Annotated in this window: 17 protein-coding genes; 8 read left to right on the forward strand and 9 right to left on the reverse strand. The window is 65.7% G+C overall.

The genetic code is table 11. The features are described 5' to 3' along the window. Positions 1-118 precede the first annotated feature (118 nt). Complete coding sequence (locus KHO27_RS18860) at positions 119-577, forward strand: Lrp/AsnC family transcriptional regulator (RefSeq protein ID WP_023631363.1); 459 nt, start codon at positions 119-121, stop codon at positions 575-577. Positions 578-585: 8 nt separating this feature from the next. Here the strand turns inward: KHO27_RS18860 and KHO27_RS18865 are convergent, their stop codons facing one another. Further along, on the reverse strand, positions 586-1,065 hold the full coding sequence (locus tag KHO27_RS18865) for an NYN domain-containing protein (RefSeq protein ID WP_214500628.1): 480 nt from the start codon (positions 1,063-1,065) through the stop codon (positions 586-588). Positions 1,066-1,173: 108 nt separating this feature from the next. After that, positions 1,174-1,908: a DUF2076 domain-containing protein gene (locus KHO27_RS18870; RefSeq protein WP_214500629.1), complete on the reverse strand. Its 735-nt coding sequence runs from the start codon at positions 1,906-1,908 to the stop codon at positions 1,174-1,176. A gap of 157 nt (positions 1,909-2,065) precedes the next feature. Between KHO27_RS18870 and KHO27_RS18875 the strand changes: the two genes are divergently transcribed. After that, positions 2,066-2,728, forward strand: coding sequence for a YciC family protein (locus KHO27_RS18875; RefSeq protein ID WP_110703165.1), 663 nt, complete (start codon positions 2,066-2,068; stop codon positions 2,726-2,728). An 8-nt stretch (positions 2,729-2,736) separates the two neighbouring features. Here KHO27_RS18875 and hrpB read toward each other — a convergent pair whose 3' ends face one another. Then, on the reverse strand, positions 2,737-5,265 hold the full coding sequence (hrpB, locus tag KHO27_RS18880; protein ID WP_214500630.1) for an ATP-dependent helicase HrpB: 2,529 nt from the start codon (positions 5,263-5,265) through the stop codon (positions 2,737-2,739). A 119-nt stretch (positions 5,266-5,384) separates the two neighbouring features. Here hrpB and pmcY point away from each other — a divergent pair, with 119 nt between their 5' ends. After that, entirely contained in the window at positions 5,385-5,804 is a 420-nt protein-coding gene (gene pmcY / locus KHO27_RS18885; protein WP_102684164.1) for a periplasmic Zn2+ metallochaperone PmcY, read from the forward strand. Positions 5,805-5,829: 25 nt separating this feature from the next. Further along, the gene (locus KHO27_RS18890; RefSeq protein ID WP_102684165.1) at positions 5,830-6,699 is read left to right on the forward strand and encodes a cation diffusion facilitator family transporter; all 870 of its coding nucleotides are present in this window, start codon (positions 5,830-5,832) and stop codon (positions 6,697-6,699) included. A gap of 21 nt (positions 6,700-6,720) precedes the next feature. Here KHO27_RS18890 and KHO27_RS18895 read toward each other — a convergent pair whose 3' ends face one another. Continuing rightward, the gene (locus KHO27_RS18895) at positions 6,721-7,554 is read right to left on the reverse strand and encodes a DUF6515 family protein (RefSeq protein WP_214500631.1); all 834 of its coding nucleotides are present in this window, start codon (positions 7,552-7,554) and stop codon (positions 6,721-6,723) included. A gap of 85 nt (positions 7,555-7,639) precedes the next feature. Further along, positions 7,640-8,224 carry a TetR/AcrR family transcriptional regulator gene (locus KHO27_RS18900; RefSeq protein ID WP_110703174.1) on the reverse strand — a complete coding sequence of 195 codons (585 nt, stop codon included), beginning with the start codon at positions 8,222-8,224 and terminating at the stop codon, positions 7,640-7,642. A gap of 133 nt (positions 8,225-8,357) precedes the next feature. On the opposite strand from KHO27_RS18900, the gene KHO27_RS18905 reads away from it, so the two are divergent. From KHO27_RS18905 to KHO27_RS18915, 3 genes are all read left to right on the forward strand, one after another. Then, positions 8,358-9,563, forward strand: a complete 1,206-nt coding sequence (locus KHO27_RS18905; protein ID WP_214500632.1) for an MFS transporter — start codon at positions 8,358-8,360, stop codon at positions 9,561-9,563. Positions 9,564-9,875: 312 nt separating this feature from the next. Further along, complete coding sequence (locus KHO27_RS18910; protein ID WP_011535815.1) at positions 9,876-10,352, forward strand: Lrp/AsnC family transcriptional regulator; 477 nt, start codon at positions 9,876-9,878, stop codon at positions 10,350-10,352. A 53-nt stretch (positions 10,353-10,405) separates the two neighbouring features. Then, the gene (locus KHO27_RS18915; protein ID WP_023631482.1) at positions 10,406-10,609 is read left to right on the forward strand and encodes a DUF2788 domain-containing protein; all 204 of its coding nucleotides are present in this window, start codon (positions 10,406-10,408) and stop codon (positions 10,607-10,609) included. A 21-nt stretch (positions 10,610-10,630) separates the two neighbouring features. On the opposite strand, the gene KHO27_RS18920 is transcribed toward KHO27_RS18915, so the two are convergent. The 4 genes from KHO27_RS18920 to KHO27_RS18935 all read right to left on the reverse strand — a co-directional run bounded on the left by KHO27_RS18920 (position 10,631) and on the right by KHO27_RS18935 (position 16,551). Continuing rightward, on the reverse strand, positions 10,631-11,260 hold the full coding sequence (locus KHO27_RS18920; RefSeq protein WP_111533159.1) for a pseudouridine synthase: 630 nt from the start codon (positions 11,258-11,260) through the stop codon (positions 10,631-10,633). A gap of 6 nt (positions 11,261-11,266) precedes the next feature. Continuing rightward, positions 11,267-12,730 (reverse strand): AMP nucleosidase, encoded by a 1,464-nt coding sequence (gene amn, locus KHO27_RS18925; protein WP_023632409.1) that lies wholly within the window; start codon positions 12,728-12,730, stop codon positions 11,267-11,269. Between the two features lie 77 nt (positions 12,731-12,807). After that, positions 12,808-14,460: an acyl-CoA dehydrogenase family protein gene (locus tag KHO27_RS18930; RefSeq protein WP_110703182.1), complete on the reverse strand. Its 1,653-nt coding sequence runs from the start codon at positions 14,458-14,460 to the stop codon at positions 12,808-12,810. A gap of 99 nt (positions 14,461-14,559) precedes the next feature. Beyond that, positions 14,560-16,551 (reverse strand): sensor histidine kinase, encoded by a 1,992-nt coding sequence (locus tag KHO27_RS18935; protein WP_214500633.1) that lies wholly within the window; start codon positions 16,549-16,551, stop codon positions 14,560-14,562. A gap of 265 nt (positions 16,552-16,816) precedes the next feature. Here KHO27_RS18935 and KHO27_RS18940 point away from each other — a divergent pair, with 265 nt between their 5' ends. Further along, the gene (locus KHO27_RS18940) at positions 16,817-17,614 is read left to right on the forward strand and encodes a hydroxymethylpyrimidine/phosphomethylpyrimidine kinase (protein ID WP_102684169.1); all 798 of its coding nucleotides are present in this window, start codon (positions 16,817-16,819) and stop codon (positions 17,612-17,614) included. Positions 17,615-17,625: the final 11 nt, after the last annotated feature.

Raw genomic sequence — 17,625 nt, forward strand, 5'->3', positions numbered from 1 at the left:
TTTAGAAAGGCCCTCGCGCAAACTTAAGTTACAAAACACGTTTAAAATACCGAAACACTTTGCAATGCACGGTTATGCAGACGCTTCACCGTCGATTGCAAGGTCACCTGGAATCGCCATGGACAAGTACGATCGCATGCTTCTCGCCGCGCTGCTGGAAAACGGCCGGGCCACCTACGCGCAGCTGGCGCGCCAAGTCAATCTCTCCGCCCCGGCGGTGGCCGAGCGGGTGGCCAAGCTGGAGGCCAGCGGTGTTATCAGCGGCTACACGGCCAAGGTCGACCTGGAAAAAATCGGCCTGCCGATCCAGTGCGTGATGGAACTGCGCCTGGCCAGCCATGGCAACCAGCAGGCCTACGAGGCCTTGGAGAAGATCCCTGAACTTACCGAGTGCCACCGGGTGACCGGTGACCCGTGCGTGATCATGCAAGCGGCCGTCACGTCCATGGGCGAGTTGGAGGCGCTGATCAACCGCGTGTCGCAGCTGGGCTTCACCAAGACCTCGATCATCCTGTCCAGCGCGGTGGCGCGAAGGGTGCCGCTGGGGCATCTGGGGGGCAATGGCAAAAAAACCTGAGCGTGGGGTCAGTGACGCAGCAGCAGCCTGCCCTCGATCGGCACGTAGCGGCTTGCGGCGCGGATTACCGACAACGCCGTCAACCCCGGCACGCCGTACACGACGGTTTCCACGCCATGGCGTTGTATTGCCCGCTCCAGCAACAGGTCGAAATCACCGTCGCCGGAGGCCAGCACTACCTGGTCAACCCGTGCCGCCGCCTCGATCACATCGAGGGTGATGCCCACGTCCCAGTCACCCTTGGCCGAACCGTCGGCACGTTGGATGAACGGCTTTAGGCGCACCTCGAAACCGAGGTTGCGCAGGATCTGCTGGAACTGTTGCTGCTTGCTGTCGCCGCGGTCGATGGCATAGGCCACCGCTTCGACGATCTGGCCCTCGCGGCTAACGTCGGCCCACAGCGCGGCGTAGTTGAAATGGCAGCCATGGCCTTGGCGAACCGTGTAGTAGAGGTTCTGTACATCGGCGAACAGCGCGATTTTCTTCACCGGGAGCCTCTCTCTGGCAGTGGCAGGCAATCGCGGGGCAATCCCGCTCCCACGCTTCGACAGGAGCGAGCTTGCCCCGCGATCAGACGCTGCAGTATGCCAGAGCCCTCAGACGTAGTCGTCGTCCGAGAAGAAGCCGCCATCATCGCCGCCGCTGTAGTCGGTATCGGCGAACCCGCCCTGGTCATTGCCCCAGCCACCGTTGTCGGCCACCTGGCGCTGACTGTCCTGATCGTTCCAGCCGCCAGCGTCGCTGGCCGGCGCCGGCTCTTCCTTGATCACCTCGACGATTTCTTCAGGCTGCGAGTTGTGGTTGAACAGGCTGCTGATACCTTGAGCCAGCAGCACACCACCAGCCACCCCCGCAGCAGTCTGCATTGCCCCGCCGAGGAAGCTGCTGGCACCGCTGCGCGCCGGAGTAGGCGCCGCACCGAAACCCTGTTGTGGTGGTGGCGGGGTATAAGCCTGCGGCGCCGGCTCACGCCAGCCCCCTGTGGAAGTCGAAGCCGGAGCAACCGGCCGCTGCAGCTCCGGGTTGCGCGCTCCTGCACCGAAGATGCTGGAAAGAAAACCGCCGCCGCTGCCACTGGGGCGGCTTGCCTCCAGTTGCGCCCGCGCTTGCTTGAGCTCGGCCTCGAGCTGCTTGTTCTGCTCGTCCAGGCGCTTGATCGCCGCTTCCTGCACCAGGATCGCCTGAGCCATGTAGTAAGGCGCCGCCGGCTGCTGGCGCAGGTGCTCCTCGATGCGTGCCTGGGCCTGGGCATCGCGCGGCTGGGCCGGGTCTTCGGCTTGCTTTAGACGGCCGAACAGGCCATCGATCAGGGTTTGTTCTTCAGTGTTCATCGGGGCAACCTCGTGCGCTGAACAGGGCATCGGACAGCGTCAAAGATGGGGGGCCGGGCGCGGCGATTCAATTGCGCTGGCCATGAAACTTTTTTCAGCAAGCGGGCGGTCTGGGCTAAAGTTACGCCCTGCTTTTTCCGCCATGCGATGTTGACCGATGAATCCGTTGAGCGTTCTGCGCGACTCCCTGTACTTCTTCCGCCGTCACCTGACGGGCATCCTCCAGCTGTGCCTGCCGTTGGTGGTACTCGAGGCCCTCGGCACCCAGCTGCTCTACAACCAGCTGGGCGAACAGGCCTCGCCGGCCTACGGCATGCTGGTCAGCCTGCTGTTCTATCCGCTGTACAGCGCCGCGCTGATCCTCTACCTCGACACCCGCAGCAATGGCCAGGCCATCGCCAAGCGCGACCTGTTCGCCCGCGCCCTGCAGCTGTGGCCGATGTTGGCCCTGCTGATCGTGATCAGCTCGCTGCTGATCATGGCGGGCCTGGCGCTGTTCATCTTCCCCGGCGTGTGGATCATGGTGAACCTGGTGTTCGCCGAGTACCTGCTGGTGCTGCGCGGCCTGCCGGTGATCGAGGCGATGCGCACCAGCGCGCGCATGACCACCGGGCACTTCCTGCGCATCATGGTGTGCATGCTCTCGGTGCTGGCGCCGCTGTGGCTGATCGACGGCCTGCTGCTGCAGCTGTTCCCCGAGCCGCAGGCCGGCGTGCAACTGGCGCTGGACAGCCTCAGCGGCTTCCTGCAGCTGTTCAGCACCGTGGTGCTGTACAGGTTGTTCATGCTACTGGAGAGTGAGGCGGGCGCAGCCACCTGATCGCGCGCTCAGGCTTTCCTCGGCTTGGCCCGCGCCGTAGCCTCGGCCACCAGCGGGTCGTCCGGCCAGTAGTGCTTGGGATAGCGCCCTTTCAGGTCCTTCTTCACCTCGGCGTAGGTGGTGCGCCAGAAGTTAGCCAGGTCCTGGGTCACTTGCACAGGTCGACGTGCTGGCGACAACAGGTGCAGCTTGACCTGCTGCCGCCCATTGGCGATGCGTGGAGTGTCGGCCAGGCCAAACAGCTCCTGCAGGCGCACGGCTAGGATCGGTGGTTGCTCGCTGTAGTCCAGGCGGATGCTTGAGCCCGAAGGCACGGCCAGGTGCGACGGTGCGAGTTCGTCCAGGCGCTGGGGCAGCGGCCAGGGCAGCAGGTTGCGCAGGATCGAGGCCAGATCCAGGTTGGAAAAATGGCTCAGCCGCGACACCTTGCCGAGGTAGGGTTGCAACCAGTCTTCCAGGCTGGCCAGCAAGGCATCGTCACCCAGGTCAGGCCATTCGCTGTGGTTGTCCTTTTCCAGGTCGAGCTGGCGCAGCAGCGCGACACGCGCCTGCCACTGGCGCAGTTCCGGGGTCCAGGTCAGCAGGTTCAAGCCTTTGCGCCGTACCAGGCCGAGCAACGCCTTGGCCCGCGCCTCGTCGTCCAGCCCAGGCAACGGTTCACGGCTGAGCACCAGCTCGCCGACCTTGCGCTGGCGCTCGGCGCGCAACACCTGCTCGCGTTCGTCCCAGTCGAGCAGGTCGAGCTGCTCCACCTGCTCGGCCAACACTCCGTCGAACAGCGACGGGTCGAACTCGGCAGCCAGGTAGATGCGCTCCTCGCGTTGCCCCTGACGGCTGCCCAGGTCGGCGATCACCAGCCACGGGCTTTTCATCAGCACATCGGCTTCGGCGAACAATGCCGCGCGGCCATTGGCCAGGCGATACTCGGCGCCGCCGTCGCGACGTTGTTGCGCCACCCGGTCAGGGTAGGCCAGCGCCAGCACCGCGCCCAACCAGCGAGGATGATCGGGGTCGGCGACCGGGCTGCGCGGTTTGCCACGTAGCTGACCACGATACTGACGAGCCAGTTGCCGGGCGCGCTGCACGCCGCCCTGCCCGCCCCGGGAGGCGCGGCTTTCACCGCTGAGCAAAGCCAACCGGCTATGCAGGTCGGCACCGCCGCCGCGCATGATGTCGCGCTCGCCCAACAACGCGGCGACATCGCTCGCCAGGTCGGCCAACCCAAGATCCTGGCCGCGCAGCAGCAGGTGGGCGATACGCGGATGCGCAGGCAGCTCGGCCATGGCCTGACCATGAGCGCTCAGGTTGTCGCGACAACCCGGCTTGAAGGCGCCGAGCCGGGCCAGCAGGTCCTGAGCTTGCGCGAAGGCGGCCGCTGGCGGTTGGTCAAGCCAGCTAAGCTGCTCCGGCGGCACACCCCAGCGCGCCAACTGCAGGGCCAGCCCGGCCAGGTCGGCCTGGAGGATTTCGGCGCTGCCGTGGGCCGCCAGTTGGTCATGTTGCGCCTCGGACCACAGCCGATAGCACACGCCAGACTCGAGGCGCCCGGCACGCCCGGCGCGCTGGGTAGCGCTGGCGCGGGAGATGCGCTGGGTGTCCAGGCGGGTCATGCCGCTGCCGGGGTCGAAGCGCGGCACCCGCGCCAGCCCGGCGTCGATCACCACGCGCACACCGTCGATGGTCAGGCTGGTCTCCGCGATATTGGTGGCCAGCACCACCTTGCGCTGGCCCTTGGGCGCCGGCTCGATGGCGGCGCGCTGGGCACTCAGCTCAAGCTCACCGTGCAGCGGGCAGAGCAGGATCTCGGGACGCTCGCCCACAGCCTCCTGCAGAGCCTGGTGCACGCGGCGGATCTCGGCCTGTCCGGGGAGGAACACCAACAGACTGCCCGATTCGTCGGCCAGGGCCTGGAGCACGCAGTCGACCACGCGCGGCTCGACGAATTCGCCAGGCTGGAACGGCCGGCCCCAGCGGATATCCACCGGGTGCATGCGCCCCTGGCTGCTGATGATCGGTGCATCGTCGAGCAGGCGCGACAGGCGCTCGCCCTCCAAGGTTGCCGACATCAGCAGGACCTTCAGCGGTGGCTGGTCACGCAGCAACGCCCGGCCGTTGAGGCTCAGGGCCAGGGCCAGGTCGGCATCCAGGCTGCGCTCGTGGAACTCGTCGAAGATCACCAAGCCCACGCCTTCAAGCGCAGGATCGCTTTGCAGGCGGCGGGTGAGGATGCCTTCAGTGACCACTTCGATACGCGTGTTCGGGCCGACCTTGCTGTCCAGGCGGATGCGATAGCCCACGGTTTCACCGACCTTCTCGCCCAGTTCACTGGCCAGGCGTTCGGCGGCGGCGCGGGCGGCCAGGCGCCGCGGCTCGAGCATGAGGATGGTCTGCCCGGCCAGCCAGTGCTCGTCGAGCAGCGCCAGCGGTACGCGGGTGGTCTTGCCAGCGCCCGGGGGCGCCTCGAGCACCGCTTCGTCACGTTCGGCCAGGGCTTGGCGCAGGTCGGACAATACGGCATCGATCGGTAATGAAATCATGGTGGTCCTCGAACAATCGTCCGAGTATAACGGCGAACCGAGGCTGCCCTATCATGGTCTTAACCTCAGGCGCCGGCGATTGCCGCGCCCTTGATCGTCGTTACCTTCCGGAGATTCACATGCGCATCCCTTCCCGCGTCATCGGTGGCGCCCTCATCGCCACCCTGCTGACCCAGCTGACGGCCTGCGGCACCCTGTTCTACCCTGACCGTCGCGGCCAGATCGAAGGCAAGATCGACCCTGTGGTCGCGGCCATGGACGCCATTGGTATTCTCTTCTACGTGCTGCCCGGCCTGATCGCCTTCGGCATCGACTTCGCCACTGGCGCCATCTACTACCCCGGCGGCAAGAGCGCGCAGATCGACCCAGCCAAGCTCAAGCCGGCGGTCAATGCCGACGGCCAGGTCGACAGGACCAAGCTGCAGGCGATCCTGGAGAGCGAACTGGGCCAGCGCCTGCCATTGAACGACCCACGGCTGATCCAGCACCGTGGCAGTGTCGAGCAACTGGCCAGCTACGGCCTGGTGCCCGCCGCCTGATCTGACCACGGACGATCCTCTGCGCATGACCGCCACCGCCGAACACCAACGCTTGCTGCGCCTGGCCACCCGCGCCTCGCTGAGCGTCGCCTGCATCCTGGTGCTGAGCAAGGCCGTGGCCTGGTGGCTGAGCGGCTCGGTCAGCCTGCTGGCCGGGCTGACCGACTCGGCGCTGGATGCCGCCGCCTCCTTTCTCAACCTGCTGGCCGTTCACTACGCCTTGCGCCCCGCCGACGACGACCACCGTTTCGGCCATGGCAAGGCCGAAGCCCTGGCCGGCATGGCCCAAGCACTGTTCATCGGGGTCAGCGCGGTGCTGATCGGGGTGCAGGCGGTTGATCGGCTGACGTCGCCGGAGCCTTTGGGCGACACTGCCGCCGGCATCGTGGTGATGCTGCTGTCGCTGGTACTGACCCTCGCATTGCTGGCATTTCAGCGCAAAGTCATCCGCGCGACCGGTTCCACGGCCGTGCGCGCCGACTCGCTGCACTACCGATCCGACCTGCTGCTCAACGCCAGCATCCTCCTGGCGCTGCTGCTGGCCCGCTTCGGCTGGCCACAGCTCGATGCCCTGTTTGGCCTGGGTATCGCCCTGTACATCCTGTGGAGTGCGCTGCAGATCGCCCGCGAGAGCACGGCGATCCTGATGGACAAGGAACTGCCTGCCGATGTCGGCGAGCGCATGCTCGAAGTGGTGCTGGCGATTCCCGGGGTGAAGGGGGTGCATGACCTGCGCACGCGGGTGTCCGGCAGCCAGTGGTTCGTGCAGCTGCATCTCGAGTTGCCTGGCGAAATGCCGCTGCATGCCGCCCATGAACTGTGCGTGCAGGCCTCGCAGGTCATTCGCCAGCGCTATCCGCGGGCCGATGTGATGGTTCACGCCGACCCGGTGTAGCCCGCGCTCGCAATTGCCTTGTCAATTGACGCTGTAGCCGCGCCCACTCAGGCACGCCCCCAATGCCCGCCTATAGTTGTCCGCCACATTGGCCGGCGGCGCATAGGTCGCCGTCGCCGGATCGAACCCCGACTGACTCACCGCCCAGCGGTGGCACTGGTAGCGGTCCTGCTCCTGCTGTTCCTGCCCCTGGCCGTACATCGGGTAGGCGATCACATCATAGCCACTGCCCTGCTGCTGCGGTGCAGGCGCAACGCTGGGCGGGTTGACCACCACATACTCGCGGCTGTCGGCCTGGTACTGGTAGTACGTGTCGGCCACCAGGAAGAACAGCGCACCGCTCAACCACACCTCGCGGGCATAAGGCGGCAGATAGCCGACCCGCACACCGTAAGGCGGCGTGACAACCACGTAGCCGCCGCCATGGGGCCGGTACCAATAACCGCCGGAGTAGAAGTAGTCCTGTCCACGATAAGGCACCTTCCAGTAGCGGTCCGGGAAGCGATCGACAGTGTGCCCGGGGTGATACTGCGGCCCTGGCCCCCAGCCATTGCCATGACCATCAGGCCGTCCCGACCAATCGCCGCCCGGGCGCTGACCCGGACCGCCCGCCTCCCAGTGACGGTTGTCACCGTAACGACGGGGAATATCCTGGTGGTAGCCCTGACGTGGCGGTTGCGTCTGGCGCACTTCGTCACGTGAGTTGAGCGGCGATCCACGCCGTTCGCCACCGCCCTGCTCCTGCAGGCCGCCATGACCGTCATGCGCTTCTCCAGGCTCTTCGGCCAAGGCGCCCAGGCTGATGCCCAGGCCCAGCAAACCAACACCTGCCAACCGCCAGATGCGCGAACTCATGTTGTTCCTCTCGATGATAACGCCCGCCTTTACCGTTCGCAGTCTACTGCGCAGACCGCGACCGGCAGATGAAATAGCCGACAGCCTAGCGCGCCAGCAAGCCACGCAGCAGCAACTCCAGGGCGATCAGAGCCTGGCCTAGACGGATATCGCCGTCCTCCGCCTGGGCAATCCAGACCGCCGCCTCCGACAGGCTGCCATGCACCAGCGTCGCCAACGCCCAAGCATCCGCTTCGGCAACCACGCCCTGCTGGACCAACCCGCTGAGCATCCGCTGCAGTGATGCGATGCAATGCTGCTGCGCCTCGGGGGTCACCGCACCCAGGACGGCGCGCGCGTCACGCAGGACAATGCGCTGGATCTCCGGCTCGCGGGCCATGCGCAGGTAGGCCTCGCAACGCTGGCAGAAGCCTTGCCAGGGGTCATCGCAGGATGCGGAGATGGCCAGCAGACGTGCATCCATCTCACCATCGATCTGTGCCACCACAGCCGCCAGCAGGCCCTGCTTGTCGCCAAAATGGTGGTAGAGCGCGCCTCGGGTAAGCCCGGCGCGAGCGGTCAGGTCATCCATGGACGCCTGTGCGTAGCCTTGTTCGCTGAAGACCTGGCGGGCCATTGCCAGCAAGGCGGCGCGGGTTTCTTCCATCTCGGCGCGGGTGCGACGAACCATGGCCTCTCCTTTACGTACAATTCGTATGAATATTTACATTCAGCTCGTATGAATATTTAATCATACGCACTGTACGTATTATCCACGCCCTGCCTTGCTGCCAGCAAGCGGGCCGCCTCACGGAGCAAGCGACATGCCCAACCCTTATGCACACTTGTTCGTCCCGACCGGCACCCTCGGGTTCACCTTGGCCGGCCTGCTGGCCCGCCTGCCGTTGCCCATGACCGGTATCGGCATCATCACGCTGGTGGCGCAATGGCGCGGCAGCTATGCCTTGGCCGGGGCGGTGTCGGCCTGCTTCGTGCTCACCTATGCCCTGTTGTCGCCACAGGTATCACGCCTGGTGGATCGCCTGGGCCAGCGCCGCGTGCTGCCGCCGGCCAGCCTGCTGAGCGTGCTCGGGCTGCTGCTGATGGCTGCCTGCGCCTGGTGGCGCAGCGCCGACTGGCTGCTGTTCGTCGCCGCCCTGCTGGCCGGCTGCATGCCGAGCATGTCGGCTATGGTCCGGGCGCGCTGGCCCCAGCTGTACCGCGGCCAGCCGCAACTGCAGACTGCCTACTCGCTGGAAACCGTACTCGATGAAGTCAGCTTCATTGCCGGCCCACCGCTGGCCGTCGGGCTCAGCGTGGCGCTGTGGCCCCAGACCGGGTTGCTGGCCGCTGCCGCGTTACTGCTGCTGGGTACCCTGGCGTTGACCCTGCAGACCGGCAGCGAGCCATGGGTGGTCCGTGCCGAAACCTCGTCCAGACGTGACCTGCCGGCATGGCGATGCGCAGGGGTGCCTCAGCTGACGCTGCTGATGGTGGCAATGGGCATGATCGTCGGCACCGTGGACATCGTCAGCGTCGCCTTCGCCGGCGAGCAAGGGCAACCGGCTGCCGCCAGCCTGGTGTTGTCGGCCTATGCCGTGGGCTCCTGCGTTTCCGGGCTGCTGTTCGGCACCCTGCGCTGGCGGATGTCGCTGCCCCGCCAGTTGCTGGTCGGCGCACTGGCCACCACCCTCAGCACCCTGCCGCTGCTCCTGGTCGGCAATATCGCCCTGCTCGCAGCGGCAGTGTTACTGGCCGGGGTGTTCTTCGCCCCGACCATGATCGTGGCCATGGCCCTGGTCGAGCGCAGCGTGCCAGAGCGCCAGCTGACCGAGGGCCTGACCTGGCTGCTCGCCGGGCTGAATGTCGGCGTGGCCATCGGCGCGGCAGGTGCCGGCCAATGGGTGGACGCCTCGACAGCACGCAGCGGCTTCATGATTGCCGTGTTCGGCGGCTTGCTGGTGCTGCTGGCGGCGCTCGCCGTGGCGGGTCGTCGCCAGGCCAGGCCTGTGCAATCTTCTGCACAATAAAAAAGGGAGGCCTTGCGGCCTCCCTTCGGGAATTGTCGTCCGTGCTCGGCACTTGTGGCACCGGCTCACCTCGCGCCGTCTTCTGGACAGTGCGTAGCCCGGGGGCCTGGCGGATCCTGTTGGATGGCTGGCCGCGACCGCCCGCCTAGGGCGCGTCGCCGTGGACTGATGTCCGGGCAGTGATTCTGGTGATAAAGATAGGGCAGACGCTGGGGCAGAGGATTGCGAAGATTGCTCTGATAAATACCGCTTGCGCAATTTTTCACTCAGGATCGATAATTCGCCGCAATCTGAACAGAAAAGGCCCTTTCCATGAGCAAGCTCGACCGCTACGACCTGAGCATCCTCGCCGAATTGCAGCGCGATGCGCGCATCTCCAACCAGGAACTGGCCGAACGCATCGGCTTGTCGCCGTCCCCCTGCTCGCGCCGGGTCAAGCAGCTCGAGGACGACGGCTACATCTCGCGCCAGGTAGCCCTGCTGGATCGCAAGAAACTCGGCCTGAGCCTTACGGCCTATGTGCTGATCGGCATGGACCGGCACACCCCCGAACGGTTCGAAACCTTCGAGGCGGCGATCCGCAGCCTGCCCCAGGTCCTCGAATGCAGCCTGGTCACCGGAATGGACGCCGACTACCAGCTCAAGGTGGTGGTGCCGGACATGGACCATTACCAGAAACTGCTGCTGGGCAGCCTGACCCGGATCGAAGGGGTGACCAGTGTGCGCTCGAGCTTCGTGCTCAATCAGGTGCTGGCCAGCACCGAGCTGCCATTGACCCACCTGCGTTGAATCCCTGCACGCCCGGCGTATGATCGGGCTTTGCGCTTGCCTGGAGTAAACCGATGGATCCCGCCGTATTCGAAGAATGGATGATGATCATCCTCGTCACCGTACTGATCGCCTTCATGGGCTTCATCGTCTGGGACCTGGCGAAGAAGTCCAAGGCCGGCCGCTTCGGCACGCTGATCCTGTTCTTCGTGCTGGGCCTTGGCGTGCTGGCGTTCATCATCAAGAGCGTGGTGGTGGGGTTCCTGGAAGGGGTCTGACAACCCCACCCGGGGCGGCGACTACAGCTTCGCCGCCACTTCCCGCCAACATCCCTGCTGCAACCCTTCGATCGTCCAGTCACCGATACGCACCCGCACCAGACGCAAGGTCGGCAGCCCCACCGCCGCCGTCATCCGCCGCACCTGGCGGTTGCGCCCTTCACGGATCACCAACTCCAACCAGGCGGTCGGCACACTCTTGCGAAAACGTACCGGCGGATTGCGCGGCCACAACTCGGGCTCCTCAAGCAGTCGCGCCTGTGCCGGCAGCGTGGGTCCATCGTTGAGCTCGACGCCCTCGCGCAGACGCTGCAATTGCTCCTCGCTCGGCTCGCCTTCCACCTGCACCCAGTAGGTCTTGGCCAGCTTGTGTTTAGGATCGGCGATCCGCGCCTGAAGGCGCCCGTCGTTAGTCAGCAGCAGCAGGCCTTCGCTGTCGCGGTCCAGGCGCCCGGCCGGGTAGATGCCGGGGATGTCGATGAAATCCTTGAGCGTGGCGCGCCCCTCGCCGTCGCTGAACTGGGTGAGCACATCGAACGGTTTGTTGAACAGGATCAGGCGCGGCTCGGCCGGCGGCGCCTTGGGCTGGCGACGCGGGCCGGTGGTTCGCGCCGCAGGGCGGCGCGGGGTGCTACGGGGTGGCAGGGGCATGAATCCTCAGCGGAACGGCGGCTCATCGAAGCTGCGCAGTTTACGCGAGTGCAGCGAGTTGAGCTCGGTGCGCAGCAGGTCGAGGGCGGCGATACCGATCTTCAGGTGCTGGCTGACCGCGCGGTTGTAGAAGGCGTTGGCCGACCCCGGCAGCTTGATCTCGCTGTGCAGCGGCTTGTCGGAAACGCACAGCAAGGTGCCGTAGGGGACACGCAGGCGGTAACCCTGGGCCGCGATGGTGCCACTTTCCATGTCCACCGCCACGGCACGGGACAGGTTGATCAACGGGCGCTCCTGTGCCCAGCGCAGCTCCCAGTTGCGGTCGTCGTAGGTGAGCACGGTGCCGGTGCGCAGGCGCTTCTTGAGCTGCTCGCCACGTTCGCCGGTGACCTGCGCGGCCGCTTCCTGCAACGCCAGCTGCACCTCGGCCAGGGCCGGGATCGGGATGTTCGGCGGCACGACCCGGTCGAGGATGCCGTCGCGGCGCATGTAGGCATGCGCCAGCACGTAGTCGCCGATAGTCTGCGACTGGCGCAGGCCGCCGCAGTGGCCGATCATCAGCCAGCAGTGCGGACGCAGCACCGCCAGGTGGTCGGTGATGTTCTTGGCGTTGGACGGGCCGACGCCGATGTTGACCAGGGTCACGCCATCGCCGTCGGCGGCGATCAGGTGGTAGGCCGGCATCTGGTAGCGGTGCCAGACCACGCTGGCGACCAGGGCCTGGGCCTCGCCGTTGTCCATGCCCTTCTCGATGACCACGTTGCCCGGCAGGACCATGCGCACGAAGCGTGGGTCCTCGCGCAGTTGCTCAAGGCCATGGGCGATGAACTGATCGACATAGCGGTGGTAGTTGGTCAGCAGGATCCATGGCTGCATGTGCCGCCAGTCGCTGCCGGTGTAGTGCACCAGGCGGCGCAGGGAGAAGTCCACGCGGGCGGCGTCGAACAGCGCCAGCGGCAGGGTTTCGGCGCTTTCCCAGTCGTACAGGCCATCGGCGGTGTTGTCGGTGGCCGCCGACAGGTCGGTGCTGGGGAACACCCGCGCCAGTTGCGCCGCGGTGATGCCGCTGCCCGCCAGCTCATCGCCCTGGTCAACCACGTAAGGGTAAGGAATGTTCTGTTCGCTGACACCGACTTCCACCGTCACGGTGTAGTCGTGCATCAACGGGCGCAGCTGTTCGAGCAGATAACCACGGAACGCCGCAGGTTGGGTGACAGTGACGCTGTAAGTGCCATCCACCTGGACCTTGGCGTAGGCACGCGTGGTCGCGGCGACTTCACCCTGGCTGGAATAGATGAGGCGCAGGGCCGGGTAGCGAAACAGCGCGCGTTCTTCATCACCGGGCTCGGTGCGGTCTTTCAGGTAGCGCTTGAGGGCCTGGCTCAGGGCACCGGTGGCCTGTTCATGCAAGGCCGCCAGACGGTCGACGGCCTGTTCGGGGGTATCAACGACTACAAACGCTTGGCTCACGCTGGGCTTCCTGTCTTATGGAATGCATGACCACCATCTTGCCTGCGTTGCAGGGTAAAAACACCCCCGCGATGGCGTTACCCGGCCCACGCCGGCGTGGCCCTGGCCACCAACGCCGCAGCATCCACCCCGCGCGGCAACGCACCATACACCCGCCCGCCAGCGCCCAGCCGACTGCCGATGAACGCATCACTCACCGTGGCATTGCCCGCCTCCAGCAACAGCTTGGCCTGCAGCGCCACGGCGATGTCCTCGGTCAGCTGCCGGGCACGGTACTGAATATCGCCGGTATCGGCGAAGGCGCCCTTGAGGTTGCCGATGAACGCCGCCAGACGCGGGTCGCCATGCCCGTCCCCCAGCTCGGTAAACAGCGCCTCCAGCACACCCGGCTCCTTCGACAAGGCGCGCAGCACGTCCAGGCACTGCACATTGCCCGAGCCCTCCCAGGTCGAGTTGACCGGCGCCTCGCGGTACAGCCGCGGCAGGATGCTGTCCTCGACGTAGCCGGCGCCGCCCAGGCACTCGGCGGCCTCGTTGATCATCCCGGGGGCGCGCTTGCAGATCCAGTACTTGCCCACGGCCGTCACCAGGCGGGCGAAATGTGCCTGCTGCGGGTCGTCGAGCCGATCAAGCGCCTGGCCCATGCGCAGGCTCAGGGCCAATGCGGCCTCGCTTTCCAGGGCCAGGTCGGCAAGCACGTTCTGCATCAAGGGCTGCTCGGCCAGCACGCGCCCACCGACCTTGCGGTGGGCACAGTGATGCGCGGCCTGGGTCAGGGCCTGGCGCATCAATGCGCTGGAGCCGACCATGCAGTCGAAGCGGGTCATGGCCACCATTTCGATGATGGTCGGCACGCCGCGCCCCTCCTCGCCCACCATCCACGCCAGAGCGCCACGGAACTCTACTTCGCTGGAGGCGTTGGAACAGTTGCCCAGTTTGTTTTTCAGACGCTGGATATAGAACTGGTTGCGGTTGTCGTCAGGGCGGTGCCGAGGCAACAGGAAGCAGCTCAGGCCCTTGTCGGTCTGCGCCAGGGTAAGGAAGGCATCGCACATGGGTGCCGAGCAGAACCATTTGTGCCCCACCAGTTCATAGGGCTGGCCTGCACCGGGCGCGCCGACTGGGTAAGCGCGGGTGGTGTTGGCGCGCACGTCGGTACCGCCCTGTTTTTCAGTCATGGCCATGCCGAGGGTGACACCAGCCTTATGCCGGTCGCCGACGTTGCGCGGGTCGTACTCGCGGGCAAGGACCTTCGGCAGCCAGTAGCCGGCCAGCTCAGGCTGCAGCCGCAGGGCCGGCACGGCGGCGAAGGTCATGGTCAGCGGGCAGCCGGTACCGGCTTCGGCCTGGCTGTGCAGGTAGGTCATCGCGGCCCGGGCCACGTGGGCACCGTCTCGTGGCTCCGCCCACGGCAGCGAGGGCAAGCCGTGCTCGACGGCGGTACGCATCAACTGGTGATACGCGGGGTGGAACTCCACCAGGTCGATGCGATGGCCATAGCGGTCATGGCTGCTGAACTCGGGCTTGTGGGCATTGGCCAGGAAACCCGCCGTCATCAGCGGCCCACCGGCCAGGGCACCGTAGGCATCGATCCGCGACTCGGCCCAGCCGGCGCCGAAATGCCGCGACCACTCCTGCAAGGGCTGGTCGAGGCGGTAGAGGTTGGCACCGTCGAGGGACGGCGGCTGGTTGGTGACTTCGTGGGTTTCAGCGAACTGGTGCAGGTTCATCGGGGCCTCCTGGATCCGCTCATGGCTGGATAACCCAGTGAAGCACTGCGGGCCGGTCAGTCAAAGTGACAAAACGGACTACATCGGGGGCACCTCTGTTCAGAAGCGGTCCAGGCTCGAGGCGGCACGCGCCGGTGGAGCCTGCACCTGTGCCACCGTCAGATGCAGCGTCAGCTCGAATCGACTGCCCAGCCCCTGGGTGGACTCATGGGACAACGTGGCCCCGATCAACTCGCTCAACTGGCGGCAGATGGACAGGCCAATCCCCAATCCGCCATAGCGCCGGGTCATCGAACCGTCCACCTGGAAGAAGCGCTGGTATAGCACCGCCTGGTCCAAGTCGTCGAAACCGATGCCACTGTCGCTGACCGTGAGGCTCAGGACCAGGCTGTCAGGTCCGGTACGCCGGCCACGGGCCTGCACGGTAACGCCGCCCTGGTGGGTGAACTTCAGCCCGTTGTCCACCAGGCAAGCCAGGCAGCGGGCGAGCTTTTGCGCATCGCCGACCAGGCTGTCGGGCAGGTCGGCGGGGATGTCCAGGCTCAGGTACAGGCCCTTGGCCAGCGCCTGGCTGGCATAACCGGCCCGCAGTTCCTGGAGCAGCCGTCGCAGGCTGAACGCCATGCCATGGTTGCACAGGCGCCCGGCCTGTAGTTCGGTAAGGATGAGGATATCGTCGACCATCGCCATCATGTCCTGGGCCGAGCCGGTGGCGGTGCGATGGTACTGGGCCTGCTCGGCGCTCATGGGCAGGGTGTGCAGCAGTTCCAGCGAACCGATCACGCCGTTCATCGGCGTGCGCAACTCGTGGGTCACGGTGGCGAGAAACTCGTCCTTGAGCCGGTTGCTGCGGGCCAGTTGCAGGTTCAGTTGCTCCAGGGTGCGTCCGGTGTCACGCAGGGTCTGCGCCTGCTGCTCGCGCAAGCTGTTGATGCGGTCGGCCAGGGCCAGCGACAACAGCGCCACCTCCAGCGCCGCGCCAAGCTGGCTGGCGTACATGGTGATGAACAGGTTGGGCAGGTACCCAAGCACCATCAAGGTGTTGACCAGCCCGCCGACGAGGAAGGCCGTCCAGGCGATGATGAACCAGCGCGCAACGCGCAAGCCACGCCACCAGGCATACAACCCCGCACTGAAGATGCTCACGGTGAACAACAGTGCCAGCAGCGTGGCCATGCGCAGCGCCACGCCGTAACGCAGGGTCACCGCCAGCACCATCACCAGCGCACCACCTGCCATCAACCCCTTCAGCAGGCGGTCGAGGCCACGGCTGAGGTTGCCCAGTTGCAGGAAATGGCGGGCGAACTGGCAGCCGAACAACCCGGCGGCGCCGATGAACAATGGCGTGGCGGCATTTGCCCACCAGGGGTTGTCCGGCCAGAAGTAGGCGATGCCGGCACCGTTGACCGAGACCTGGTACAGGCCGAACGAGGCGATGTAGAGGATGTAGTACAGGTAGCTGGCATCACGCACGCTGAGGTACAGGAACAAGTTGTAAACCAGCATTACCAGCAGCACGCCGTAGATCATGCCCAGCACGTAAAGACGCGTGGGCTGGTCTTCCAGATAAGCCTGGGCCGACCACAATGTCAGCGGCGCCTGGATCGAACCCTGGCTGTGCAGGCGCAGGTAGACGGTCGTCGCCTGGCCGGGGTGCAGCGGCAGCTCGAACAGATAGTTGTTCTGGCGGATCTGCCGGCTGGCATAGGACAAGGCATCACCCGTGCGCTGGGCCAGGCGATAGGTGCCTTGCGCGTCCGGCAGATAGAGTTCCAGATGATCCAGCGGCGGGTAGGCAAGCTCCAGCAACCATTGGCGTGGTGCTGGCGAAGGCGTGGCTGAATAGGCAAGATCGACACGGAGCCAGAAAACGGAGGTCGAATAGCCGGCGTTGAGCACCTCGTCGTGATGGGCATGGAAGCGTCCGGCGAATGCGGCGGTACTGACCTGAGCGATGCTGGCGCTGCCATCGTGGTCTTCATAGACCTGCATGTAGCGGCCCAGCGGCAAGCGCCCGGTGGAGTCGTCGAATTCGACCGCTCCGGCAAGCAGGGGCAAGCAGCCCAGAAGCACAATCAGCAAATAGCGCATACAGCCCCAGCATGGCCTGTCCGGTCGCGTCGCGGTTGCCTCCCTTCCCTTTGAGACGACATGATCCGGCAGAACCCGTTCATCGAGTTATCCGAGCACTCTAGCATAGCCTCCAGCACTGCTCAGCAGCTACTGAGAATTTCAATGCAGAGGCTCTAGAACGCACGTTTCAGAATATCCAACAAGACCAAACTGACCACTTGATCAGCAATTCTCTCGCCGCGACCGAACCGCACAAAAAGGTTTGGTGATAAGCTCGCCGACCATGAATACCTACAGCTCCCGCCCCGTTGTCCTCTGTCTCTCCGGCCACGACCCCAGTGGTGGCGCCGGGCTGCAGGCAGATATCGAAGCCCTGATCGCCCAGGGTTGTCACGCCGCACCCGCCGTGACCGCCCTGACCGTGCAGGATACCGTCAACGTTTCCGACTTCCGCGTGCTTGACCGCGAGTGGGTGCTGGCCCAGGCCAATGCCGTGCTGGCCGACTCCCCGGTAGCCGCGGTGAAGCTGGGCATGCTCGGCTCGATCGAGATGGTCGACACCGTCGCCGAACTGCTGTCCGCCCACCCGCACCTGCCTCTGGTCTGCGACCCCGTTCTGCGCGCCGGTGGCGGTGGTCGCCTGGGCAAGGACGAAGTCGGCTACGCGTTGCGCGAACGCCTGCTGCCGCTGGCCACCATCGCCACGCCGAACCTGCCGGAAGCACGCATTCTGGCGGAACTGCCCGAAGGCACCGCGGACGAGTGCGCCGAGAAACTGCTGCCGTTCTGTAGACACCTGTTGATTACCGGCGGTCACGGCGACGAGGTGGAAATCCACAACCGCCTGTATAGCCGCGACGGTCAGCAGCACACCTGGACCTGCCAACGCCTGCCGGGGAGCTACCACGGCTCGGGCTGCACCCTGGCCAGCGCCCTTGCCGGCCGCCTGGCTCTGGGCGAAGCATTGACCAGCGCCGTGCGCAGCGCCCTGGACTACACCTGGCGCACCCTGCGCGACGCAGAACAGCTGGGCAAGGGCCAGTACGTACCGCGCCGCCTGCCCCTGGATTTCTGTTCCTGACACGAGGCCAT

Origin of the sequence: Pseudomonas sp. RC3H12, from assembly GCF_018596375.1 — a bacterium.
In the GTDB taxonomy this organism is placed as follows: domain Bacteria; phylum Pseudomonadota; class Gammaproteobacteria; order Pseudomonadales; family Pseudomonadaceae; genus Aquipseudomonas.